Source organism: Ruegeria sp. AB6, assembly GCF_056542685.1.
Genome location: NZ_JBQGAD010000001.1, coordinates 414,659 through 433,803, shown reverse-complemented (window position 1 = coordinate 433,803; position 19,145 = coordinate 414,659). Strand labels below are relative to the sequence as shown.

Sequence of the window (19,145 nt, the reverse complement as noted above, 5' to 3'; positions counted from 1 at the left end):
CCGTGGCCCCCCTCAGCGATCTCCCCAAGGAACCATCAGGGGCCACCCGGTGCCACCCTCTCGCCCATGGTGTATCAATCACAACCTTCCTTGACGATTGCAACAACGCCGCCTATCTGCTTGAATTGAGCCATCAGAGGAAGGCCAATCTATGAAGCAGTACGTCACCTATCGACGAGTATCCACGACCGAACAAGGGCGCTCCAGGCTAGGCCTAGAGGCCCAGACAAGGGACATAGACTTGTTCCTGGCTAACTACTCAGGCGAACCCTTCGAGGTCATAGGAGAGTTCACAGACGTTCTCAGCGGTGCAGACAATGAGCGCCCAGAACTAACCAAGGCGATCACCCTAGCGAAGCAAACAGGGGCCGAGTTGCTGGTCGCAAAGTTGGACCGTCTGTCACGCAAGGTATCCTTCATTGCAAAGCTCATGGACGACAAGAAGCTGTCCTTGCGTGTCGCTTCGATGCCCCATGCCGACAAGTTCCAACTACACGTCTATGCGGCTTTGGCGGAACAGGAACGCGAGTTCATATCCAAGCGAACCAAGGCGGCACTACAGGCTGCAAAGGCCCGAGGTCAGAAGCTCGGCGGTATGCGTGATGCTACGATGAAGCGGAACGAAGCTGTGAAGGCTAACGCTGCCGCAAGGGCTGAGAAGGTGCGGGGCCTTGTGTTGCCCCTGAGAGACGCAGGGAGGTCGCTGCGTGAGATAGCTGCGGAGCTTGATAAGGCTGGCGTGGCAACTGCACGGGGTGGTGCTTGGAGTGCTGCTCAGGTGAAACGGATCATCGAGAGATTGGAGGTGAACTCTTAGCTTTCAGGGGCGTTCGCGGCTCAATTCATCCCGTATTGGGCGTGTTCTCGTCCTTTCCTGCGTCGTGGTCTGTGTGTGTAAACTAAGGGCAAGACTGCCCTCTGTGTCGGCTGGAAAATACATACGATATCGTAAAGGTATTGATGTCGTAACTATCTGAAAATAAACAATTTAATTGTTGACTTCGACGGGTCTCGGCTCGTAAGTATCCGTATCGCATTTACGAAAAAGGAAGCGACGGTATGGACAACCAAACACGCAAAGACCTCGGACAGGTTCAAGACATTCTCGAGCAACGCATTCATGAACTGACACACGGCGACGACTACGCTTTTCGCGCCGACCCCTTGCCGAAACTCAAGGGCACCTTCTGGAAACGCTTGCCGCTCACGTTCCTCTTGATGGCAATCAAGGCAGTCCTGCTGACCTGCAAGACAACTGCAAACTCAGACACTCACCCGCCGGAGGTTCTTCGCGTATGAGCAGCGCCCGCCGCAAACTCCCATTGAAACACTTTTCTTCCACACTCGAGGTTCAGGCGTTCGCCTTTGACGCTGCAATCCACATGACGCAGAAAAGCGTGTTGGACAAAGTGGAGCGCGACGGCCTCGTGGGGGATGAGGACTACAGGAACTTGCAACGGAAGATTGATGATCTACTCACTGTTGCGAGAAGCATGGGGCTTCCTCAGTTGGGCATGAGGCACTGGTCAATTACTGCACCCTTCTGAATAAACCCCGGAACGTCTTGGCTGGTGATCTACTGGCCAGGACTGGACCATCAGAAACCCATATAAACAATGGGTTCTGAATTACTGCACCCTTATGAGAGAGAAGAAACGAAAGTTATACCTTAAGGTACCACTCAGAGTTTCCTCATGGGTTCAACCTCCCGTACATCCTACTGTTGTTGGTCAATGATGATCATCACCAATCAATGACACTCAAAGTCTACCCCGAGTTCTCATCAGGTCTTGATCCTGATGCTCATGATCGGGGACTACACGCTAGGTTGCTACTTCAAGTTCAGTGTCCATCACTAACAACCATCAATCCTAATCCCTATACCGCATCGATCTAGGTCCTTTGTTCGATGATGGTTCAGGTCCCACACAGTTCCCCTCAAGTTACACCCTGCGTGTACTGAGTGGTCGAACTAGTGGGACCTTTTTCCCGTTTCACTCCGCCCGTGTTGTATTTGTTAGCTTGGCACATGGGCGGGTTGATGGGGGTCTCTGTTCCTTGGTGACTGTTTCGCAGAGACCCCCGAAGTAATCCCAACGCATAACCCAGCACCAGCATCCAGCGAGGCCACGATGACCATTTGTGCCTCAGCGACATGCGATAACCCATTACCAGCCTATGAGTTCAGACAACGCTTACCTCAGCGATGGGGTCTATGTTCCCGTTGCAGATCGGTCGTTCAGAACCGTGGTGTTCCTCTCGGTGGCTACATGTCCGGCGGTGCGATCAACGCGGTGGCTCGTTCGGTCTTGAAGCACATCAAGCCAACACCCTCAGAGACCGCCTTGGCGGTAAGGTTTGCCCGAGGCACACGTCATCGTGTCGGTGAATGGGATCGTCGCCCCACCTATAGAATGGCTCCGCTGAAATACGGTCGAGCAAAGACAAGGTTGCCGCATCTATTGGTCGGGCGTCGGTATGAACCGAACCCGTCAGTGATCGTCAGGGCTTTCGCCCACTACACGCTCGCTCGAGAGTTCGTCGGAACGGGACATAGGTATAACGTCTTCCTTGCTGGTGGCACGTTCATGGGTCGCCAAGGTCTTTGTGTTCCGACCGGTCAGAAGGATGAGGTACCGACCGGCGATGTTCGGTATTCCAAGTACCGCCTGAGTTACGCCGACTTCGCCATTGTCGGCACACACGCCTTACGAGCCGCTGAGAAGCTCGGTCTGGGTCGATCTGATCGAGACCTAGCAGCATTCATAGTGACGTCCTACGGGCGTCTTCTAGCCTCTGGTGATGCATATCCACCGGTCTCCGTACCGCTGCGCTCAATGCGAACAGATTACCTCGGTGATAGCTTGTTCGATCACGTCCTGCCGAGGTCCCCAAAGATACCCTCGAGATATCACAAGGCCCTCCGTCGCTCATCGGGATTGGTCAGAGGTGAATGGCCCGAGGGTCTCGACCCCGTGTCCGATCTGACACCCCGACTGTCACTCCCGCCAGCACCCGAACCACCCCCGACGCCATCTACGGATTGGCTGTTTGACACGTAAGGACCGCGAACATGCCAAGAGCTAAACCCGCACCCACGTTAATCGCCAAGACTTGCGGTGCATGTGGCAAGATCTTCGAGACCCACAAGGCGAGGGCCACACGGTGTGAACCGTGTATCGCCGAGGATCGCAGGGTTACTCGGAAGCCCTGCATCTCTTGCGGCACCAAGTTCCCAGCACCTAACGGCGACGAACTCCAATGTCTTTCGTGCGCCGAAGAACTCGGCATCGGCCAAGCCTCGCTCACACCCGAACAACAGGAAGCTCAAAGAGCCGCCGAAACACTGGCTGGATGGAAAGAGAAGGTAGCGATTATCGAGCGTGACCTAGCCTTGCTCCACGCCAAACCTAAAAGGACAAAACTCATGAACGCTCAGACGAAGGCGTCAACAATTGGCATCGCTTGGTTGGAAATTGTTAGCCGCGATGGTCAGGTTTCTTCGCTGTCGCAACTGCATGAACGCGACATCACCGAGGAAATGAAACTACGGCTCGTGATGGCGTTCACCCGACTTCGCCTCAAAGGTCACTCGTTGGATGTCTTGGCGACCCTCTGCCCCGTCCACCTCATGACCCTCGACGAAAACAAAGCGATCACCGATCTGCCCCTAGTTAAGAACCCAACTCCACCGACACCCCAAGACCTGGCCGAGATCGAGTTAGGTCTCCGCTAACCCACCCAATCCAAAGGACATAAAAAACATGGTTGAAAGAGTAACCCTCGGTGGCGGCGATGCCACCGTACAAACAATGCCATCCTCCAATTCTTACGCTTCAAGTGCAGACTATTCGAGCGGCGGCGTTGTCGTCCGTGACACCGGCAACATGCAACGCGAGGTTCACTCAAAGGACGAACTCAGCGATGCGGACGTGATCACCATTCAAGGCATGTCGATGAAAGTTGCTCAGGCCAAAGAGCTTGGACTTCTCAATGAAGCCTTCGACGAACAGTTGTCGATAGGTGCTGCTCGACGGGCCGCGCAGGAACATAGTGATGCGCAGGAACAAACCCAGGGCAGCGACACGGGTCATGCTGAGTTTGACTCGGTGGTCGATGGTCTGAACGCCTCGCTTGATGACAACATCATGACGATGGAAGAGGCTCAGACGTATGAGACGGCATTCGCGCAAATTGCCATGTCGGGTATGACCATCGACCAAGCCGCCGACACCATGCGTGGTCTGGCTGATGGGTCGGTATCGGAACTAGACGTGGATGGCGACACCCGCGCGTTGTTCTCGAATATCCAAAGCACGGTCACTGAGGCCGCAACCCAGAGCGCAATGCAAGAACTTGGGCAAGATGGCTTCGATTTCCTGAAACAGGCATCCGCCACAAACCCCGGAGTGGACCGCGTGGTCCGTCAGTTCGCCGTAGACCGGGCGGCGGGTCGTGCCGATGGAATTACGTGGCCCGAGTTTGCGCAGTATATCCGCGAGCAGCTTGGTCACTGACAAGTCCGCTCGGCAAGTTCGGTAGGTTACTTCGCCTGATCGTCTTTTTTAGATCGGGCGATTTCCTCTAAGGCGTCAATCATCCGCTTCTGCTCGTTCGCCTTGCGCTTGCTTGACCTCATGATCAGCCAAATTGGCAAAATGAAGATCAACAAGATGAGAATAAGACCAGGTAGGCCGATGTTGTTTAGCATTAATACATCTCTGTTGTTTCTCGGCTGTTGTCCTAACGCTAAACCGATTTCGCGCTAAAGAAAACTCCCGGCCTGTCGCAACATCCTATCCCAGACCAGTTCGCCCGAGGACGGGTTGCGAGGATAACTGAGGTTCACCTGTCGGGGTCGAAAGAATGAATGACAATACCATGATCGACCTTAGAGAGATGGTGACGGACGCCGATATCATGCTGGTCCTGAACCGCGTCAAACCGAGTGACTGCTCCGATCCAGACTACTGGTTTGCGACCGTTGATCTCATCGAAGACGGTCGGTCTCCCGGCGGCAACGGAATGTTGACCATGAGTGAACTCATGGCTTGGGAACACCGCGTCACGAAAGGACAAAACACCAATGATCAAGACCAGACGCGCCTCGACGTACCTGCGGACAACGATGTTCCCTACGGTACGTCGAGAGAAAACCACCGGACTTTACGTCAGATACACCCATCATCCAGCCGATCCTCTAATTGATGCGGCATACATGGATGTCGAACACGCGAGAACTGGCAGGTTCGGTATCGGTTGGCACTACTTGGTGCTGGTCGATGGTACGATTGAACTATGTAGACACCCCCTGATGTGTGGTGCAGTCGGTCGAGAAACCTTCAACAGAAGCCATATCCTGATTGGCGTAGTGGGGGGGCGAGACCGTGAAACTGGTAAGTTTTCTGAGACCCTCATGCCTGCCCAGCGTGACGCACTTGAAGCCCTCTACCCGAAACTAGCCGAAGCGCTCGGTGTCGCACTTGAGATTGATGAGAGCCTTGAGAAGTTCTCCTTTCTGCAGCACGAGCAAGCCAAAGCTGCCGAGGCTGAACTCGAAGAAACCCTCGACCGCACCGACGCGATGACCGCAGGCGTCTACTGACGCCCAATAATAACAATAGAAAGCTGACACCCAATGAAGGACCAAACCGAAACGACTAATGCAGCCCGTAGTTGCCACTTCTGCGTAGGACCAATCCCGACCCAAAGACACCACAGCGCGATTTACTGCCATAAGAATTGCAATCGAAAGGCAGCCTATCACCGGAAGACGCCCGAGGAACGCGATGAAATCAACAAGCGGTCGAACCAAAGGCGCTACATCAAAGACCTGCTGCCCCGCATTCAGTTGCTTAAACAGGTGGCCTCGGAGTTACACGCAGGCAGCGACGTGGGTTACGCCATCGCTGCGCTCGTACACCGGCAGACAATCACTGACTGGCGGTGGTCACTTGCCATCGGCTACGCCCAATCTCAGGAAGCACTGGTTCATCTAGCGGGTGGCCCTGAGTACCTCGAGGAGATCATCGAGGAAGAACTCGAAGCGGTCGCCATTCACTGACACCCGTCTGTAACGACCCTCAACCCCCAAAATCACCTCCCGTGAACCATTGATTTCATTGGCTTTTCCGTGGCCAAAATCGACCCTCCGCAGGGGTTGGTAGGGAAGTGCTGTTTTAGGGGTTCTGAGGCTTCCAAAAAAGGACTCCTCCAAATGGCCAACGCCATCACAATAGGTGACGCCAAGCGTCACTACCAAAAACACACTCCGCTGCACGGCAGAACCCGCCAACACATGGCAGACCTCGACGCAATCGCAAAGGCTTCCGCCCCGATGACCAAGGCTGAGAACCTGATCAGCAAACGCTGCGATGAGGTCATCGACCGCAAGATCGAAGAGATGCTCACTCGTCTGCAAGGTCGCCGTACCCGGCATCGCTATGACCAATCTGCCGTGGTTGCTCTCGAGCATCTGACAGATGACCCCCTTGATCCCCATACGCAACTACCGATCTGGCGGGACATGCTGCGCCGCTCGAAGGGAACGACCCTGCCAAAGATGGATTTCTATCGAGATGCCCGCGCGATCTTCCAGCAACACTCAATGTTCAACCTGGCGGCTCAGTGAAGCCGCACAACCAAAGGAACCACTATGACAACAAGTAACAACCCCGCACCGGGACCGCTGACAGACGACAGCGAAAGCTGGAAGCGCACACTGTCCGTACTTGCAGGTATCCGCCAGGTACGCCACGAGATGCGCGAAGAGGCGGACCAGATCACAGCAGCAAATCCTAACCAGATGATCAAACCCGGCCACGGGGAACGATCTGATATCGTATCTGTTTTGGATGAGGGCTACGCATCGATGGTAAACGACCTTCGCCGAATTGCCCGCAGTTGCGGTTTAGCAATGCCGGATAACCTCAGGTGAAGGTGGGCACGATCAGTACCTAACGACACTTGTTCTGGGCGGCTTGGGAAAAACCCTTTGGCCGCTCTCACAACAACAACCTTTTCGGCTGTTATGAGCATACAGTCAGCTACTTAGCTTACGGGCGGCTTGCTTGTCTTCATATTGCTTCCACAGTCCCATATGTCCGTTTTGCCGCGCATTTGCCAGCCATAGCTTCTTTCTAGCGTCGGGCATTTCCATAGATCGGTACTGTCCACCGGAGAATTTTGGCCAGTCTATCGCTAAACCAAGTTTGACCATTTCAGCAGATAGATCACGGCCATCCTCGAGGTAGCACTTTGCAACTGTCCGTCCGTGGGTGTCTTGCTCGGTAACTTCCGCCCTGATTTTTTGACCCTTGCAGAGCGAAACGAGCGCCCATTTCGCTTTCTTGCCATAGGGATGGTTCATCTCGGGAGCATCTACGCCAAACAGACGAACCTGTGTTTTCTTAATGACCAGTGTGTCGCCATCTACAACGTACGCTGAACCCGTTAGTATCGTGACCTCGGGTTTCGGTAACGTATGGTCAGGATCAAAACGCTGCGGTTGGGATGTGCGCTGTCGTTGGTTCGTGGTTAATCTTGGTTTCTCATACGCACCTGACTGACTCCCAGGAGTAGTTGTGTCGCGACGCCTGTTGCTGCGAACCGCCAAATACACAGCGCCCGCCAATACCAAACTCAAAACTACTAAGATTTCCACGAGACAGTTCTCCAAAAGCTAGGTCAGTCAAAATTTTCATACTGGATCATGATCGACCCAAGCACACGTTCGGGTTGAAACGCTAGGGACACCTCACATTCACCCAGAGAGATGTGACGGATTTGCCCGGCTGAGTGCTTTCCCGCGCAGGTCAGCTAGGCGGTTTAACTCTTCTTACTGGAACTCCAAGAATAACAACCGGTATTTCAGTTAGTTCCTACTATTCACATCTACTAGGACTTGTGGCGCAAATTGGCGGAAACTCACAGAAGAATGGCAGCTTCGCGCAAGCATTCAATTCAAAGGGTCCAGATGTGCAACCCAGGGTGAAAAATCTTAATGAATGATTAAGTGACGATCTATCGCGTGATGAGTGTGGAGCAAGGCGTAATATGACGGAGAACAAGGATCGTTTGACGGCTGAGGAAGCAAAGGGACTTCGGACCGCTAAAGAGCTTGAAGGTCATCTCGCGTGGCTGGACACGTTTACCCCCGCAGCCTTGGGTGTCCTAGCCATCGCATCTGGTATTTATACCTATCTCGGTGTGTCCTCATTGCTCGAAGATAATGGCGCAGTCTCATTCTTCGCAGCCGTTGCATACTCAATCGCCGTCTCTGTCGGCATCTTCGTCTTTTGGAGCTACATGCTCCGTCTGCTGCCTTCTATGCGTACGGCCAGTGGTTTCATTGGTCTGACCATCTCTACGATTGTTGGCTCTGTCGCCATTATCGCCATGTCTAGCTGGCTCAACGCAGCCGCACTCGCAGGCTCGGCAGCAGTCGAACAACACTTGGAAAACACCGTCCGTGACTACCAAGCTGCTCTTGAGCAAGCTCACGATATAGCTCTGAGTGGTCAGGCGTTGGGGCGCGAGGTGGAACGCGCCCGCCAGAGTTTTGAAGAACTCGCTGAACTCGAGCAGTCCGGAGACCTCTCGGGTACCGCCGGACGAGGTGCCGTGTTTCGTGTGCTAACACAAAAGGCTGAGGAGTTGCGAAACCTTGAAGAGCAGATCGCGGCACAGCAAGAACCTATCGAGGAAGCCTTCCAACAAGGCAACGAAATCCTTGCGAAAATGCGTGAGCTTACCGTCGCGCCCGGTCCAGTAGATCGCCGCTCGGTTCAGTTTTCTGAGGAAAGCGTGAAGTTGGCTGGTGTTATCTCGCGCCTCAACCAGTACAGCGTGGCACCACTTGTTGCTCGTGCTGCTGAGGACTTGCCATCCTCGGTCGTACTTCCAGAGCTTGATGGGCGCAGTTCCGACGTACGAGACGCGCAATCGTCCACAATCAACTCTGTTTTGAATGCGCTGGACCAACGCAGCAAGACACTCAAGAACGCTGCTGACGAGGTATTGGACATGGAGCCGCCCATCGAGACGGCATACAATCCGATTTCCAGCGCCGATGCGGTAATCAAATACGCCCACAACTTCGTCCCTTCGTGGGCAGGAGCCATCGCCATCGACTTGTTGCCCGCTGTGTTGGTGTTTGTGCTGGCAATAACTCAGGCGGCGATACGCAGTGGTAAAGACGGGATGAGCATCGAGGACACGCTGACACTGGCAGATCTGAGAGCCGCGATGAACGCCATGAAGGACGTCGAGGCAACTATGGGTGTCGCAGACGCAGCCATCCTCAACCGAACGTCGCCGCAAAAAGATGAAGCGTGATGGGCTTACTACGTCGTCTCGATCCACGCTCTGGGCTGCGCTACGTTCTGATATTGCAGCTAGCGATTGCGGGCGTCCTAGTAGCGTCGGATGTTCTTGGTGTCATTCCCAGTCCGTTCAAAGAGCGAGTTGAACTCCCAACAGGGCCGGTATCTCCCGGTGATCAGCGCCGAGAGTATCGCACTGATCGCAGTGATCCGTCTCTTTTGCATCAGGATGGACCTCTGGATGTGCCCGTGCCAGAGGCTTTTCCAAACCGATTGGACTTTACTGTTCAGGATGTAGAGGGGTTAGGGCGAGTTCTCTTACTGAGCGGCCAGATAGAGGTAGATGACTCTTCTCGCTTTGCCTCCTTCCTATCGGAGATGCAAGACAAACCAGACCTTGTAGCTCTTCACAGTCCTGGGGGCGTAGTCACTGAGGCGCTGGCCATTGGCAAGCGGGTGAGAGAAGCTGAGCTGTCTTCTGCCGTTCTGGCTGGTGCGATGTGCGTGTCGTCATGTCCGTACATCCTGGCAGGCGGCGAAGAACGTATAGTTTCACTTCGCGGCATTGTGGGTATGCACCAGCACTACTACGAGCAACCTCGCTTAATACCTGTCGTCTTCGCAGTAGAGGGCATCCAGAAGGGGCAAGGAGAAACAATGCAGCATCTGATCGACATGGGTGTGGACCCGTCGCTGATGTTGTACTCACTGAACACTCCGCCCGAGGAAATCTATGCGCTTATCGAGGAAGAACTCGTTGATACCCGCATAGCAACTCAAATAGTCGATTAACACGAAACACCGAGGACTTCGCCTTGTTCAAGAAGCTAACCATTGCAATGGCATTTCTCGCCACGACAGCCACTGCTGGTGGCCTCCAAGTACGCGACGCAGACACGATCGTTGTCGATGGCACTCCCGTCCGTCTGAACGGTGTGGATGCGCCAGAACTTGGTACTCGCTCTGGTCAGAATGCCAAACGCTGGATGGTGAACTTCCTGCGGGGCAAGAGCGTCGAGTGCAAACTCAATGGTGAGCGCACCCATGATCGCTGGGTTGGTGTTTGCTACGCGGACGGACAAGACATTGGTGCTGCGGTGATCGCTGCGGGGCATGCCCTGGATTGCGCGAGGTACTCGGGGGGGCGATACAGGCACTTGGAGACGCCTTCGGCTAAGTCTCGTTTTAAGCGGGCTGGGTACTGTAGGTAGGGAGTAACAATTTTTTAGGAAGCGTACTCCCTGTCGAAATAGTCACCATATTCAATTCATAATAGAACTGCATTGAGAGACGCGTTTGCAGAAGGGAAAAGAATGAAGCGTGTTTTAACCTTACCGGCGGTTTTCGCCTTAACTGCAACCACTGCAGTCAATGCTGCAACCGTCTGCGAAGTCCCAAATGAAGACCGCCGATTTGTTTTCGTCGGCGACTCGGCAATTATTGAAGTTAAAATCGGGAACGGCAAAACTGACTCAACTCATTTGACATGCATACAAGTTGGCCATGCTGCGCCTACCTGCGGACACAGGGAAGGCAATAGTCAAACTATCCTTTCCGTAATAGACGATAGAACTCTCGTGCTCACGGTGGCGGGGTTTACGGATGTTACTTTTGCTCCCGTATCGATCGTTTACCGCGACGTGATTTGCAAAGAGATATGAAGTAGCTTTGTCTACGTCGCCGTTGGTCATCGTATCGGATGATGGGGATATCACTCAATTGATGGTGAACCGGGCAGAGGTTTTTAACACCCATGTTGCCGAAACCGCGACGATAGTTGATGCCGGGGGAAGTTGACAGTCAGCCTCACGTAGAACGGTAGTCTCTCTCTTAGATGCCTTATGGTGTAGATAACGTGATCTCGTTCGTTCGGATACTTGTTCACTTACCCACCTTAGTGATGAAGTTGAAGTTCAACCGCTCGATTGCTTCTTTTCGGACTTTTAAGCTCGGGCCTTCACCGTATGAGCCGGCTACATCGCCGGAACCGTGTCCAGTGATGAAGTCGTTTATCTCCTTCGACACCCCGGCATCCCTTAGCATGTCCTTGAAGTTCCCGCGAAGTGAGTGAATGACTTTTGTAGGGTCCTCGGTGACCCTGCGTACCCAAGGCATCAACGCCTTGGATGCTGGCCCCTGTGTCTTTCCATCGCGGTCTCGGGGAAACTCAGGGAAAATCTGGCCGGTTTTACCTGCTTTGATCCATGTGAGGGCCGGGTGGACCGGCACCCGTCGCTTAGACCCCGAGTTCTTCACGATGGAACCTGTAAGGTCGAAGTAGAGAACGCCTTGTTCTTCATCTTCTTTGACATCCTCCCAAGTAAGCAGAGCGGCTTCGTCGAGCCTCATACCGGTGGTAGTCAGGATCGATAGCAGGGATCGCAGATGAGGCTCCATCGGCAGCGCAAAGAGAGCCTTGAGTTCTCCTTTGGTGAACGGTGTGTAGCTTTGCTTCTTGGTGCCGAGGTTCTTGTCGAGCTTGATCCCTGCGAACACGTTGTGAGGAACCCAGCCCTTTCTAACTGCATGATCAAACATGCGGCGCACGTAGCCGATCTTCTTGTCGATGGTCTTTCGGCTTTTTGAGGCACCCACATTCTCCGCGAATTCGTGAACCATCACCGCAGTGACCTCAGATAGGGAAATGTCTCCGGCGAAGTCCTTGAATTGCTCAAGGGCGTGTTCTGCTTCGCGCTGAGTCTTGATCGTGCTGTACGGATTGGTCTCAAGGTACGCTTTGGAGGCGCTGGCGAGGTAAACTGTTCCCGGAACAGCCGCTCGCTCGGTTCCTCCAGCCTTCCACTCACGGTAAATCTTGAGAGCTTCCTCCGCATTTTCGTTCACCACTTCAACAGCGACGTCGTCTTCTTCATCCTCGGTGTACTCAAGGTTCCGGCAGTATTGGATAAGACCTTCAAGTTCTCCCGTGTCCTCCATTCGTTGCACTTCGTCGGCGTCACCGATCCAACCCAGTAGATCGCTGATAACGTCGCGCGGATCAGGCTTGCAGTTGTCCAGTTGGGCGTAGAGTTCAACGGCAATGTTGTGCTGCCTGCGCTTGGCATCAGCCAAATCACTGGTACCCGTGGACTTCTTGAGTTGCTTCCTGCCGTTGAAGTGCTGGCGAAGCTCGGCGGGGATAGTCAGGAGAACGTAATACTTGCCTTTGTTCTTCGCCAAGGTCGTCGCGGGGTAGTCAAGCACCTGTATCCTCCAAAGTATCCTCCATGAGATACTCCAAGTGTCTAATACATTGAGAAAAAACACAATAGGGTGGAGTGGAGGCGAGTACCGGAATCGAACCGGTGTACACGGATTTGCAATCCGCTGCGTCACCACTCCGCCAACTCGCCTTTTCAAGTAAAATCAAATACTTGCTGTGGTGTGACAGGCGTTTTAACAGCTTTCTTCTGGGGCGTCCAGAGGGTTGCGGCGAAAATTCAGCAAGCGCAGGCGTGCCATATCGGAAACAGGTTCACTTTCTTGTTCTGCAACAAAAGTTTCGATGCCTGAGCCGTTGCCGGTTTTATCCGGATATGGCACAAGCCCAGCATCCAAGGGAATAGAACGAGCGATCCAATGACAGATTTTGCAGCCCGGCGCCGCACTATGGTCGATACGCAAATCCGGCCTTCTGATGTCACGAAATTTCCGATTATCGATGCGATGCTTAGCGTCAGGCGTGAAAACTTCGTGCCCGATGCGCAGCGCGAGGCAGCATATGTTGAAGGGCTGCTAGATCTGGGGAACGGTCGCTGCCTGCTGGAGCCTCGGACGCTTGCCAAAATGTTGGATGCGCTGAATATTTCCAATGATGAGGTCGTACTCGATATCGCGCCGGCGATGGGGTATTCTACTGCTGTTGCCGCAAAGATGGCGCAGCTTGTGGTTGCGGTGGAAGAGGATGAAGAACTCGCGACCGAGGCCCAAACCGTTTTGATGGAAGCAGACGCAGATAACGCAATCGTGCATGTCGGGCCTTTGGAGCAGGGTGCAACCGAACATGGCCCCTACGATGTCATCCTGATTCAGGGCGGGGTCGAGCATGTGCCTGACGCGTTGCTCGCGCAGCTCAAGGATCATGGTCGGATCGCATGCCTTTTCATGGATGGTGAATTGGGAACTGTTCGGATCGGCCACAAATCCGGCGAACGCGTGACTTGGCGCCACGCGTTTAATGCCAATGCCCCGGTTTTGCGCGCTTTTTCCACGGATCGTGTATTTTCGCTATAATTCCGGGACAGATTGTCCTGCCACCTTGATTAGTTGAACATAAACGCGCAAACTGTCCGCAGGGCTGCGTAATTTTGGTTTGAGAGGATTTCGTGATGAGTTCTACGGCGGGAGGAAAACTGGTCAAGGCGTTGGCGCTGACGGCTGGTATCGCGCTTAGTGTTGTGCCAGGTCGGGGCGCATGGGCAGACAATCTGACAGACGCGTTCATTGGTGCTTATAACACCAGCGGGCTGTTGGAGCAAAACCGCGCCTTGCTGCGTGCTGCCGACGAAGATGTGGCGATCGCATTGGCCGCGCTGCGTCCGATCATCAACTTTGCCGCTCAGGTCAGCCAGGATTATACCCGCTCGACCATTGACGATGTGACGGTCCGAAATGAACCTTCTACGTTCTTTGCTGGTCTGACGCTTAGTCAGCTGATCTACGATGGTGGCTTTTCGGTTCTGGGCAAGCAATCGGCGCAAGAAATCGTTCTGTCCACACGTCAAAGCCTGATTGATGTGGAACAGGCCGTGCTGTTCCGAGCCGTAAATGCTTATTTGGCCGTTGTTCTTCAGGAAGAAACCGTTCAGATTCAATTGAACGATGTAGAAGTTTCTGCCGAGGAACTCCGCGCTTCGCAGGACCGTTTCGATGTGGGCGAGGTGACGCGCACGGACGTGGCGCTGTCGCAGGCGCAGCTTGCCAGCGCTCAGGCGGAACTGTCCGTTGCGCGCGGGAACCTGAGCACGGCGCAGGCCGAATACGTTAACGCCGTAGGTAAAGCGCCGGGCGCGACGGCTGGTCAGCCCAGCCTGCCCAACCTGCCGCGGTCAGAGGCGGAGGCGATTGCCCTGGCTCAGCGCAACCACCCGGCGATCCTGTCATCTCAGCATGAGGTTCGTGCCTTTGATCTGGCCGTTCTTCAGCAGCGTGCGAACCTTGGCCCGAATGTTACTTTGAACGCGGATGCCGGGATTACCGAAAGCTACGACAACGACGATTCAATCGAAGACGCGACGGTCGCTTTGACCTTCACTCAGCCGATCTATGCTGGTGGCGCCTTGGCCGCGCAGGTCCGTCGTGCAATGGCGACCCGTGACGCGTCCCGCGCGAACCTGCTGAACGTACAGAAAGATATCACGCAAGGCGTTTCCGTGGCTTATGCCAACTTCCAGGCTGCATCGGCCAGCCTGCGCGCTTCGACCGAGCAGGTGCGAGCTTCTCAAGTGGCCTTTGACGGCATCCGGGAAGAGGCGACCTTGGGCGCTCGGACGACGCTGGATGTTCTGAACGCACAGCAAGACCTGCTGGATGCGCAGCTCAATGAGGTTGCATCGCGCACCGAACGGTCGCGGGCTGCCTATCAGTTGTTGCAGGCGCAAGGTCTTTTGACGGCCGAGCGTTTGGGGCTGGCCGTGCAAATCTATGACCCGACGCTGTATTACAATCTGGTCAAGAAAGCACCGGCACAGGTTAGCAAGCAGAGCAAGGATCTGGATCGGGTACTCAAGGCCCTGCGCCGCGACTAACCCAGGACACAATCTGTTGTGAGGGCCGAAGTGTTTGGCTACACTCGATTCTGAGGAAAGAGTGGTAGAGAAGAATGACGGATAAAGTCGTAGACGGGAGAGTAGAGGACGTTTTGTCCTCTATCAAACGCCTGGTCGGTGAAGAAGGCCGCAAAATCCCCGATCTCGTTCCGTCTTCTTTGGCACGAAAGCCCGGTAGATTGGTTTTGACGGACGCACTGCGAGTCGGGGATAATGAGGACGGTAAACCCATTGCAGACCCGGTGGTGGATGCGTCAGTCAAACCTATGGTTCTGCGCGCCCGGGATGCAGTAGAGAGTGAGGCGTCGCAACCCGTCCCAACCCCAGAGAAAGTTCCGAGTTTCAGCCTGAGTTCCAAGATAGAAGCGCTGGAGGCGGCGATTGCCCGCACCGAGGATCAGTGGGAACCCGACGGTGATAGCGATGACGCCTATTCTGGAACTCCGACTCGTGCTTTGGGTTGGAGCGTCGGGAACGAAGCCAAAGAGGATGAAGTGGTGGAAGAGGGGCTCTCGGACACCAAAGCAACCTTCATCCGTGACCCCGAGGTCATCGCGGCGACCGAGGCTGAAGAACAGCCTGAACCTCCTGCGATGGATGAAGACGCGTTGCGCCAGCTTATCGCGCAGGTCGTGCGGGAAGAGCTTCAGGGCGTGCTGGGCGAACGCTTTACCCGCAACGTTCGAAAAATGGTCCGGCGCGAGATTTATCGGGCTTTGGCTGAGGTGGAATCCAGCTAGACGCTAGGCCCGGCAGGGCTGTTGCGCCAGTTCCAAAAGCTGATCCAAATCCATATGCTGCTCAAGATGGTCGGCCAATGCGTCCAGCGTCTCGTCCACGCCGTCCTCGTAATTGATCTCTGAGACAGCCCCCAATTCCGACAGGTAACGCGCGCGGAACGCATCGGACGAAAATATCCCGTGCAGATAGCTGCCGCGAATACGTCCAGTTTTGTCTGCGGCACCCTCGGGCCGACCTTCAACCTCCAGCCAAGCGCGGGCGCAGTCGGGGCCCTCGGTCCGGCCCATATGGATTTCATAGCCTGACACCGGTTCTTTGCCGGGAACCGCATGCGCCTGCCGCAACGTGACCTGCTTCTGGCCAGCCATGATGGTATCGACGTCCAGCAAGCCCAGCCCATCGACTGTTCCTGGTCGACCATCGACGCCGCCGGGATCGGAGATGGTATTGCCCAGCATCTGATACCCGCCACACAGGCCCAAAACATGACCACCGCGCCGCACATGGCCATAGAGGTCCACATCCCACCCCTGCGCCCGGAAATAGGTCAGGTCGCCGATAGTGGATTTACTGCCTGGCAGCAGCACAAGGTCAGCATCGCCGGGCAGGGGGCGCCCCGCAGGGACGATCTCGACCGTGATGCCTGGTTCAGCCGAGAGCGGGTCCAGATCGTCAAAATTGGCCATCCGCTCAAGTTGCGGCACCACCACTTTGCAGGTCCCGCCCGCGTGAGAGCGGATGTCCATCATATCCTCGGCAGGCAGTTTCCATGCGTCGTTGAACCACGGCACGACACCCACGCAGGCCCAACCGGTCCGCGCTGCGATATCGTCACGCCCTTCATCGAAAAGGGATACATCGCCCTTGAAGCGGTTCACCGCAAAGCCCTTGATCATCGCCAGATCGCTGGCTTCCAGCACCGCCTGCGTGCCTACAATCTGTGCGATTACACCGCCGCGGTGAATGTCGCCGACCAGCACGACCGGCACACCTGCGGCGCAGGCAAAGCCCATATTGGCAATATCTCCCTTACGCAGGTTGGTTTCAGCCGGACTGCCTGCGCCCTCGACCAGAACCAGATCGGCATCCGCACAGAGCCGGTCAAAGCTTTCCAGCGCAGCCCCCAGCAGCTTGGATTTGCCCTTGCGGTAGTCACCCGCCTTCATCGTTCCAGCCCGCTGCCCCTGCACGATGATCTGCGCCCCCGTGTCGGTTTCGGGTTTGAGCAGAATCGGGTTCATATCCGTATGCGTCGGCCTGTTCGCTGCCCACGCCTGAAGCGCCTGCGCGCGCCCGATCTCGCCGCCGTTTTCGGTTACGGCGGCGTTGTTTGACATGTTCTGCGGCTTGAACGGAGCCACGCGCAGCCCGCGTCGTGTATAGGCGCGAGCCAGCCCGGCCACCAAAACCGATTTACCCACATTGCTGCCGGTACCCTGAATCATGATGGCGCGAACCATGCTTGTTCTCCTATAACCTGACGGGCACATGACCCGATTTGATGGCAGAGGAAAAGCCCCCGATGAACACGCCAGCCCATCTTTTGATCGGAGCCGCCGCCTTTGCGCGCCCGTCCTATGGCCGAACTCTGCGTGCCGTTCTGATTGGGTCGGTGCTGCCGGACCTGTCGCTCTATCTGATGGCGGGGGTGTCGCTGTTCATTCTGAACATCCCCGAGCAGGTGGTGTTCGGGCAGCTTTATTATTCCGACGCGTGGCAGACCGTTTTTGCCATCGACAACTCGTTTCTAGTCTGGGGGCTGGCACTGGCCATCGGGGTATTGCTGCGCGCGCGTTTGCTGGTGCTGGGCGCCTCGGCCGGGTTGCTGCATCTGGGTACCGATTTTCTGCTGCATGCAGGGGATGGACGGGCGCAGTTTTGGCCGCTGAGCAATTGGGTCTTTCACAGCCCGATCAGCTATTGGGACAGCGCCCATCACGCACAATGGGTCGTGCTTGTGTCGATCACAGCCTGCGCGGTGTCATATATCGCGCTGTGGCGGCGCGGGTTGACCCTTCCGACCAAGATCTTCTTCGCAGCTTTGCTTGCATCCGAAGTCTGGGTCGCTCGGCAGTGGCTGTTGTTTTTCTGACGTTGGTTTAGCCAAAAGAAAAGCGCGCTCTGGCAGTCAGAGCGCGCTTTTTCTCAAAGGCAGCAGTTCAGATCAGGCGGCTTCGGCCTGCTGAGCAGCGTTACGGCGTTCGCTTTCCTCGCGCGACAGCGCGACCGAGGTGCGCACACCGCGCCCCACGAATTCCATCAGGCCGCTGACAACCCGCTCATTGGGGTCGATACCCGCGCAGGACAGCACCTCGCGGCCATCGCGAGAGCGGGCCCAGCGGGCGATTTGTTCGGGGCCATTGCCGTATTTCTTGTCATCGGCAATTGCATCATCCAGGGCAGCCAGAACGACGGCTGCAAAAAGTTTGCGCGCACGGTTGCCTTGCTCATTGTTAAAGGCGGTGCCGTCAACGAAATCTCTCATCTCGTCTTCCTTGTTGTTCTTGCTCTTGCATTTTCGGCGTGACGGTCCTTATGACCTATAAAGTGTGATTCGGATACAGCTAATATGCATAGTTGCGTTGCGTCACTCGCATAGCTTGCTGCATGTGCAGCACTAGGTCTCGTTGTCTTGCCAGGTGTGGTCACGCCAGATATAGGAAGCGCAACTGACGCATCAACCGTTTGTGAAGGATTTATGTCATGCCCAAGATAAATGGGAACGAAATTCGCCCCGGCAATGTGCTTGAGCATAATGACGGCCTGTGGGCAGCCGTAAAAGTCGATCACGTAAAGCCCGGAAAAGGCGGTGCTTTTGCGCAGGTCGAACTGCGTAACCTGCGCAACGGGTCGAAATTGAACGAACGGTTTCGCTCGGCGGACAAGGTCGAGCGTGTGCGGCTGGAACAGAAGGATCAGCAGTTCCTCTACGAATCCGACGGCATGCTGGTGTTCATGGATTCCGAGACCTATGAGCAGATCGAACTGCCATCGGAACTGCTGGGCGAACGTCGCCCGTTTCTGCAGGACGGCATGACCATTGTGGTTGAGTTCTACGAAGCAGAGGCCCTGAACGCCACGCTGCCCCAGAAAGTGACCTGCAAGATCGTCGAAACCGAGCCGGTCGTCAAAGGTCAGACCGCTGCGAACTCGTTCAAACCGGCCATTCTGGACAATGGCGTCAAGGTCATGGTGCCGCCCTTCATCGGTCAGGATGAGATGATCGTAGTGAACACCGAGACCATGGAATATTCCGAGCGCGCGTAAGCTGCACTGAAATCACCAAGAGGCCGCGTTAGCCAAGGCTACGCGG

Annotated in this window: 25 protein-coding genes and 1 tRNA gene; 19 read left to right on the top strand and 7 right to left on the bottom strand. The window is 55.3% G+C overall.

The annotated features are described in order from the left end of the window. Positions 1-151: 151 nt before the first annotated feature. From ACR0DB_RS02210 to ACR0DB_RS02190, 5 genes are all read left to right on the top strand, one after another. The gene (locus ACR0DB_RS02210) at positions 152-817 is read left to right on the top strand and encodes a recombinase family protein (protein ID WP_480548572.1); all 666 of its coding nucleotides are present in this window, start codon (positions 152-154) and stop codon (positions 815-817) included. Positions 818-1,059: 242 nt separating this feature from the next. Next, complete coding sequence (locus tag ACR0DB_RS02205; protein WP_480548570.1) at positions 1,060-1,299, top strand: hypothetical protein; 240 nt, start codon at positions 1,060-1,062, stop codon at positions 1,297-1,299. After that, positions 1,296-1,547: a hypothetical protein gene (locus ACR0DB_RS02200; RefSeq protein WP_480548568.1), complete on the top strand. Its 252-nt coding sequence runs from the start codon at positions 1,296-1,298 to the stop codon at positions 1,545-1,547. Before ACR0DB_RS02205 ends, ACR0DB_RS02200 begins: the two co-directional genes overlap by 4 nt. Positions 1,548-3,073: 1,526 nt before the next feature. Beyond that, a complete protein-coding gene (locus ACR0DB_RS02195; RefSeq protein WP_480548566.1) occupies positions 3,074-3,736 on the top strand; it encodes a hypothetical protein in 663 nt (220 codons plus the stop codon). Between the two features lie 28 nt (positions 3,737-3,764). Next, a complete protein-coding gene (locus tag ACR0DB_RS02190) occupies positions 3,765-4,517 on the top strand; it encodes a hypothetical protein (RefSeq protein WP_480548564.1) in 753 nt (250 codons plus the stop codon). 26 nt (positions 4,518-4,543) lie between these two features. Here ACR0DB_RS02190 and ACR0DB_RS02185 read toward each other — a convergent pair whose 3' ends face one another. After that, the gene (locus tag ACR0DB_RS02185; protein WP_480548562.1) at positions 4,544-4,711 is read right to left on the bottom strand and encodes a hypothetical protein; all 168 of its coding nucleotides are present in this window, start codon (positions 4,709-4,711) and stop codon (positions 4,544-4,546) included. 155 nt (positions 4,712-4,866) lie between these two features. Between ACR0DB_RS02185 and ACR0DB_RS02180 the strand changes: the two genes are divergently transcribed. From ACR0DB_RS02180 to ACR0DB_RS02160, 5 genes are all read left to right on the top strand, one after another. Then, entirely contained in the window at positions 4,867-5,208 is a 342-nt protein-coding gene (locus ACR0DB_RS02180) for a hypothetical protein (protein WP_480548560.1), read from the top strand. A gap of 10 nt (positions 5,209-5,218) precedes the next feature. Next, positions 5,219-5,605, top strand: a complete 387-nt coding sequence (locus ACR0DB_RS02175; RefSeq protein ID WP_480548558.1) for a peptidoglycan recognition protein family protein — start codon at positions 5,219-5,221, stop codon at positions 5,603-5,605. Between the two features lie 33 nt (positions 5,606-5,638). Beyond that, complete coding sequence (locus ACR0DB_RS02170) at positions 5,639-6,064, top strand: hypothetical protein (protein WP_480548556.1); 426 nt, start codon at positions 5,639-5,641, stop codon at positions 6,062-6,064. Between the two features lie 153 nt (positions 6,065-6,217). Beyond that, positions 6,218-6,631 (top strand): hypothetical protein, encoded by a 414-nt coding sequence (locus ACR0DB_RS02165; RefSeq protein ID WP_480548554.1) that lies wholly within the window; start codon positions 6,218-6,220, stop codon positions 6,629-6,631. A 24-nt stretch (positions 6,632-6,655) separates the two neighbouring features. Beyond that, complete coding sequence (locus ACR0DB_RS02160; protein WP_480548552.1) at positions 6,656-6,937, top strand: hypothetical protein; 282 nt, start codon at positions 6,656-6,658, stop codon at positions 6,935-6,937. Positions 6,938-7,042: 105 nt separating this feature from the next. On the opposite strand, the gene ACR0DB_RS02155 is transcribed toward ACR0DB_RS02160, so the two are convergent. After that, positions 7,043-7,663 (bottom strand): thermonuclease family protein, encoded by a 621-nt coding sequence (locus ACR0DB_RS02155; protein ID WP_480548550.1) that lies wholly within the window; start codon positions 7,661-7,663, stop codon positions 7,043-7,045. Positions 7,664-8,055: 392 nt separating this feature from the next. On the opposite strand from ACR0DB_RS02155, the gene ACR0DB_RS02150 reads away from it, so the two are divergent. The 4 genes from ACR0DB_RS02150 (at position 8,056) to ACR0DB_RS02135 (ending at position 10,984) form a co-directional block, all read left to right on the top strand. Continuing rightward, positions 8,056-9,336: a hypothetical protein gene (locus tag ACR0DB_RS02150; protein ID WP_480548548.1), complete on the top strand. Its 1,281-nt coding sequence runs from the start codon at positions 8,056-8,058 to the stop codon at positions 9,334-9,336. Beyond that, the gene (locus ACR0DB_RS02145; protein ID WP_480548546.1) at positions 9,336-10,115 is read left to right on the top strand and encodes a COG3904 family protein; all 780 of its coding nucleotides are present in this window, start codon (positions 9,336-9,338) and stop codon (positions 10,113-10,115) included. Before ACR0DB_RS02150 ends, ACR0DB_RS02145 begins: the two co-directional genes overlap by 1 nt. A gap of 47 nt (positions 10,116-10,162) precedes the next feature. After that, complete coding sequence (locus tag ACR0DB_RS02140) at positions 10,163-10,534, top strand: thermonuclease family protein (protein WP_480549092.1); 372 nt, start codon at positions 10,163-10,165, stop codon at positions 10,532-10,534. A 102-nt stretch (positions 10,535-10,636) separates the two neighbouring features. Beyond that, the gene (locus ACR0DB_RS02135; protein ID WP_480548544.1) at positions 10,637-10,984 is read left to right on the top strand and encodes a hypothetical protein; all 348 of its coding nucleotides are present in this window, start codon (positions 10,637-10,639) and stop codon (positions 10,982-10,984) included. Positions 10,985-11,204: 220 nt separating this feature from the next. Here the strand turns inward: ACR0DB_RS02135 and ACR0DB_RS02130 are convergent, their stop codons facing one another. The 3 genes from ACR0DB_RS02130 to ACR0DB_RS02120 form a co-directional block, all read right to left on the bottom strand. Continuing rightward, positions 11,205-12,527 carry a DUF6538 domain-containing protein gene (locus ACR0DB_RS02130; protein ID WP_480548542.1) on the bottom strand — a complete coding sequence of 441 codons (1,323 nt, stop codon included), beginning with the start codon at positions 12,525-12,527 and terminating at the stop codon, positions 11,205-11,207. Positions 12,528-12,602: 75 nt separating this feature from the next. Then, a tRNA-Cys gene (locus tag ACR0DB_RS02125) sits at positions 12,603-12,676 on the bottom strand. A gap of 43 nt (positions 12,677-12,719) precedes the next feature. After that, a complete protein-coding gene (locus ACR0DB_RS02120) occupies positions 12,720-12,947 on the bottom strand; it encodes a hypothetical protein (RefSeq protein ID WP_170769851.1) in 228 nt (75 codons plus the stop codon). Here ACR0DB_RS02120 and ACR0DB_RS02115 point away from each other — a divergent pair. The 3 genes from ACR0DB_RS02115 (at position 12,903) to ACR0DB_RS02105 (ending at position 15,831) form a co-directional block, all read left to right on the top strand. Continuing rightward, positions 12,903-13,556 carry a protein-L-isoaspartate O-methyltransferase family protein gene (locus tag ACR0DB_RS02115; protein ID WP_170770250.1) on the top strand — a complete coding sequence of 218 codons (654 nt, stop codon included), beginning with the start codon at positions 12,903-12,905 and terminating at the stop codon, positions 13,554-13,556. The genes ACR0DB_RS02120 and ACR0DB_RS02115 overlap by 45 nt on opposite strands. A gap of 95 nt (positions 13,557-13,651) precedes the next feature. Next, positions 13,652-15,070, top strand: a complete 1,419-nt coding sequence (locus ACR0DB_RS02110) for a TolC family outer membrane protein (RefSeq protein ID WP_170788919.1) — start codon at positions 13,652-13,654, stop codon at positions 15,068-15,070. A 74-nt stretch (positions 15,071-15,144) separates the two neighbouring features. After that, entirely contained in the window at positions 15,145-15,831 is a 687-nt protein-coding gene (locus ACR0DB_RS02105; protein ID WP_480548540.1) for a hypothetical protein, read from the top strand. A gap of 3 nt (positions 15,832-15,834) precedes the next feature. On the opposite strand, the gene ACR0DB_RS02100 is transcribed toward ACR0DB_RS02105, so the two are convergent. After that, on the bottom strand, positions 15,835-17,292 hold the full coding sequence (locus ACR0DB_RS02100) for a cobyric acid synthase (RefSeq protein WP_480548538.1): 1,458 nt from the start codon (positions 17,290-17,292) through the stop codon (positions 15,835-15,837). 62 nt (positions 17,293-17,354) lie between these two features. Here ACR0DB_RS02100 and ACR0DB_RS02095 point away from each other — a divergent pair, with 62 nt between their 5' ends. Next, positions 17,355-17,924 carry a cobalamin biosynthesis protein CobQ gene (locus tag ACR0DB_RS02095; RefSeq protein WP_480548536.1) on the top strand — a complete coding sequence of 190 codons (570 nt, stop codon included), beginning with the start codon at positions 17,355-17,357 and terminating at the stop codon, positions 17,922-17,924. A 72-nt stretch (positions 17,925-17,996) separates the two neighbouring features. Here ACR0DB_RS02095 and ACR0DB_RS02090 read toward each other — a convergent pair whose 3' ends face one another. Continuing rightward, a complete protein-coding gene (locus ACR0DB_RS02090) occupies positions 17,997-18,317 on the bottom strand; it encodes a DUF6280 family protein (protein WP_037310273.1) in 321 nt (106 codons plus the stop codon). A 218-nt stretch (positions 18,318-18,535) separates the two neighbouring features. Between ACR0DB_RS02090 and efp the strand changes: the two genes are divergently transcribed. Then, entirely contained in the window at positions 18,536-19,099 is a 564-nt protein-coding gene (gene efp, locus ACR0DB_RS02085) for an elongation factor P (protein ID WP_170770260.1), read from the top strand. Positions 19,100-19,145: the final 46 nt, after the last annotated feature.

What these genes read in the sequence shown, in the direction of transcription:
- ACR0DB_RS02150 (WP_480548548.1), top strand. Translation starts at nt 8,056, where the DNA reads ATGACGGAGAACAAGGATCGTTTGACGGCTGAGGAAGCAAAGGGACTT.
- ACR0DB_RS02135 (WP_480548544.1), top strand. Translation starts at nt 10,637, where the DNA reads ATGAAGCGTGTTTTAACCTTACCGGCGGTTTTCGCCTTAACTGCAACC.
- ACR0DB_RS02160 (WP_480548552.1), top strand. Translation starts at nt 6,656, where the DNA reads ATGACAACAAGTAACAACCCCGCACCGGGACCGCTGACAGACGACAGC.
- ACR0DB_RS02170 (WP_480548556.1), top strand. Translation starts at nt 5,639, where the DNA reads ATGAAGGACCAAACCGAAACGACTAATGCAGCCCGTAGTTGCCACTTC.
- ACR0DB_RS02100 (WP_480548538.1), bottom strand. Translation starts at nt 17,292, where the DNA reads ATGGTTCGCGCCATCATGATTCAGGGTACCGGCAGCAATGTGGGTAAA.
- ACR0DB_RS02190 (WP_480548564.1), top strand. Translation starts at nt 3,765, where the DNA reads ATGGTTGAAAGAGTAACCCTCGGTGGCGGCGATGCCACCGTACAAACA.
- ACR0DB_RS02145 (WP_480548546.1), top strand. Translation starts at nt 9,336, where the DNA reads ATGGGCTTACTACGTCGTCTCGATCCACGCTCTGGGCTGCGCTACGTT.
- ACR0DB_RS02110 (WP_170788919.1), top strand. Translation starts at nt 13,652, where the DNA reads ATGAGTTCTACGGCGGGAGGAAAACTGGTCAAGGCGTTGGCGCTGACG.
- ACR0DB_RS02095 (WP_480548536.1), top strand. Translation starts at nt 17,355, where the DNA reads ATGAACACGCCAGCCCATCTTTTGATCGGAGCCGCCGCCTTTGCGCGC.
- ACR0DB_RS02175 (WP_480548558.1), top strand. Translation starts at nt 5,219, where the DNA reads ATGGATGTCGAACACGCGAGAACTGGCAGGTTCGGTATCGGTTGGCAC.
- ACR0DB_RS02185 (WP_480548562.1), bottom strand. Translation starts at nt 4,711, where the DNA reads ATGCTAAACAACATCGGCCTACCTGGTCTTATTCTCATCTTGTTGATC.
- efp (WP_170770260.1), top strand. Translation starts at nt 18,536, where the DNA reads ATGCCCAAGATAAATGGGAACGAAATTCGCCCCGGCAATGTGCTTGAG.
- ACR0DB_RS02180 (WP_480548560.1), top strand. Translation starts at nt 4,867, where the DNA reads ATGAATGACAATACCATGATCGACCTTAGAGAGATGGTGACGGACGCC.
- ACR0DB_RS02165 (WP_480548554.1), top strand. Translation starts at nt 6,218, where the DNA reads ATGGCCAACGCCATCACAATAGGTGACGCCAAGCGTCACTACCAAAAA.
- ACR0DB_RS02115 (WP_170770250.1), top strand. Translation starts at nt 12,903, where the DNA reads ATGACAGATTTTGCAGCCCGGCGCCGCACTATGGTCGATACGCAAATC.
- ACR0DB_RS02140 (WP_480549092.1), top strand. Translation starts at nt 10,163, where the DNA reads ATGGCATTTCTCGCCACGACAGCCACTGCTGGTGGCCTCCAAGTACGC.
- ACR0DB_RS02195 (WP_480548566.1), top strand. Translation starts at nt 3,074, where the DNA reads ATGCCAAGAGCTAAACCCGCACCCACGTTAATCGCCAAGACTTGCGGT.
- ACR0DB_RS02105 (WP_480548540.1), top strand. Translation starts at nt 15,145, where the DNA reads ATGACGGATAAAGTCGTAGACGGGAGAGTAGAGGACGTTTTGTCCTCT.
- ACR0DB_RS02205 (WP_480548570.1), top strand. Translation starts at nt 1,060, where the DNA reads ATGGACAACCAAACACGCAAAGACCTCGGACAGGTTCAAGACATTCTC.
- ACR0DB_RS02200 (WP_480548568.1), top strand. Translation starts at nt 1,296, where the DNA reads ATGAGCAGCGCCCGCCGCAAACTCCCATTGAAACACTTTTCTTCCACA.
- ACR0DB_RS02210 (WP_480548572.1), top strand. Translation starts at nt 152, where the DNA reads ATGAAGCAGTACGTCACCTATCGACGAGTATCCACGACCGAACAAGGG.
- ACR0DB_RS02090 (WP_037310273.1), bottom strand. Translation starts at nt 18,317, where the DNA reads ATGAGAGATTTCGTTGACGGCACCGCCTTTAACAATGAGCAAGGCAAC.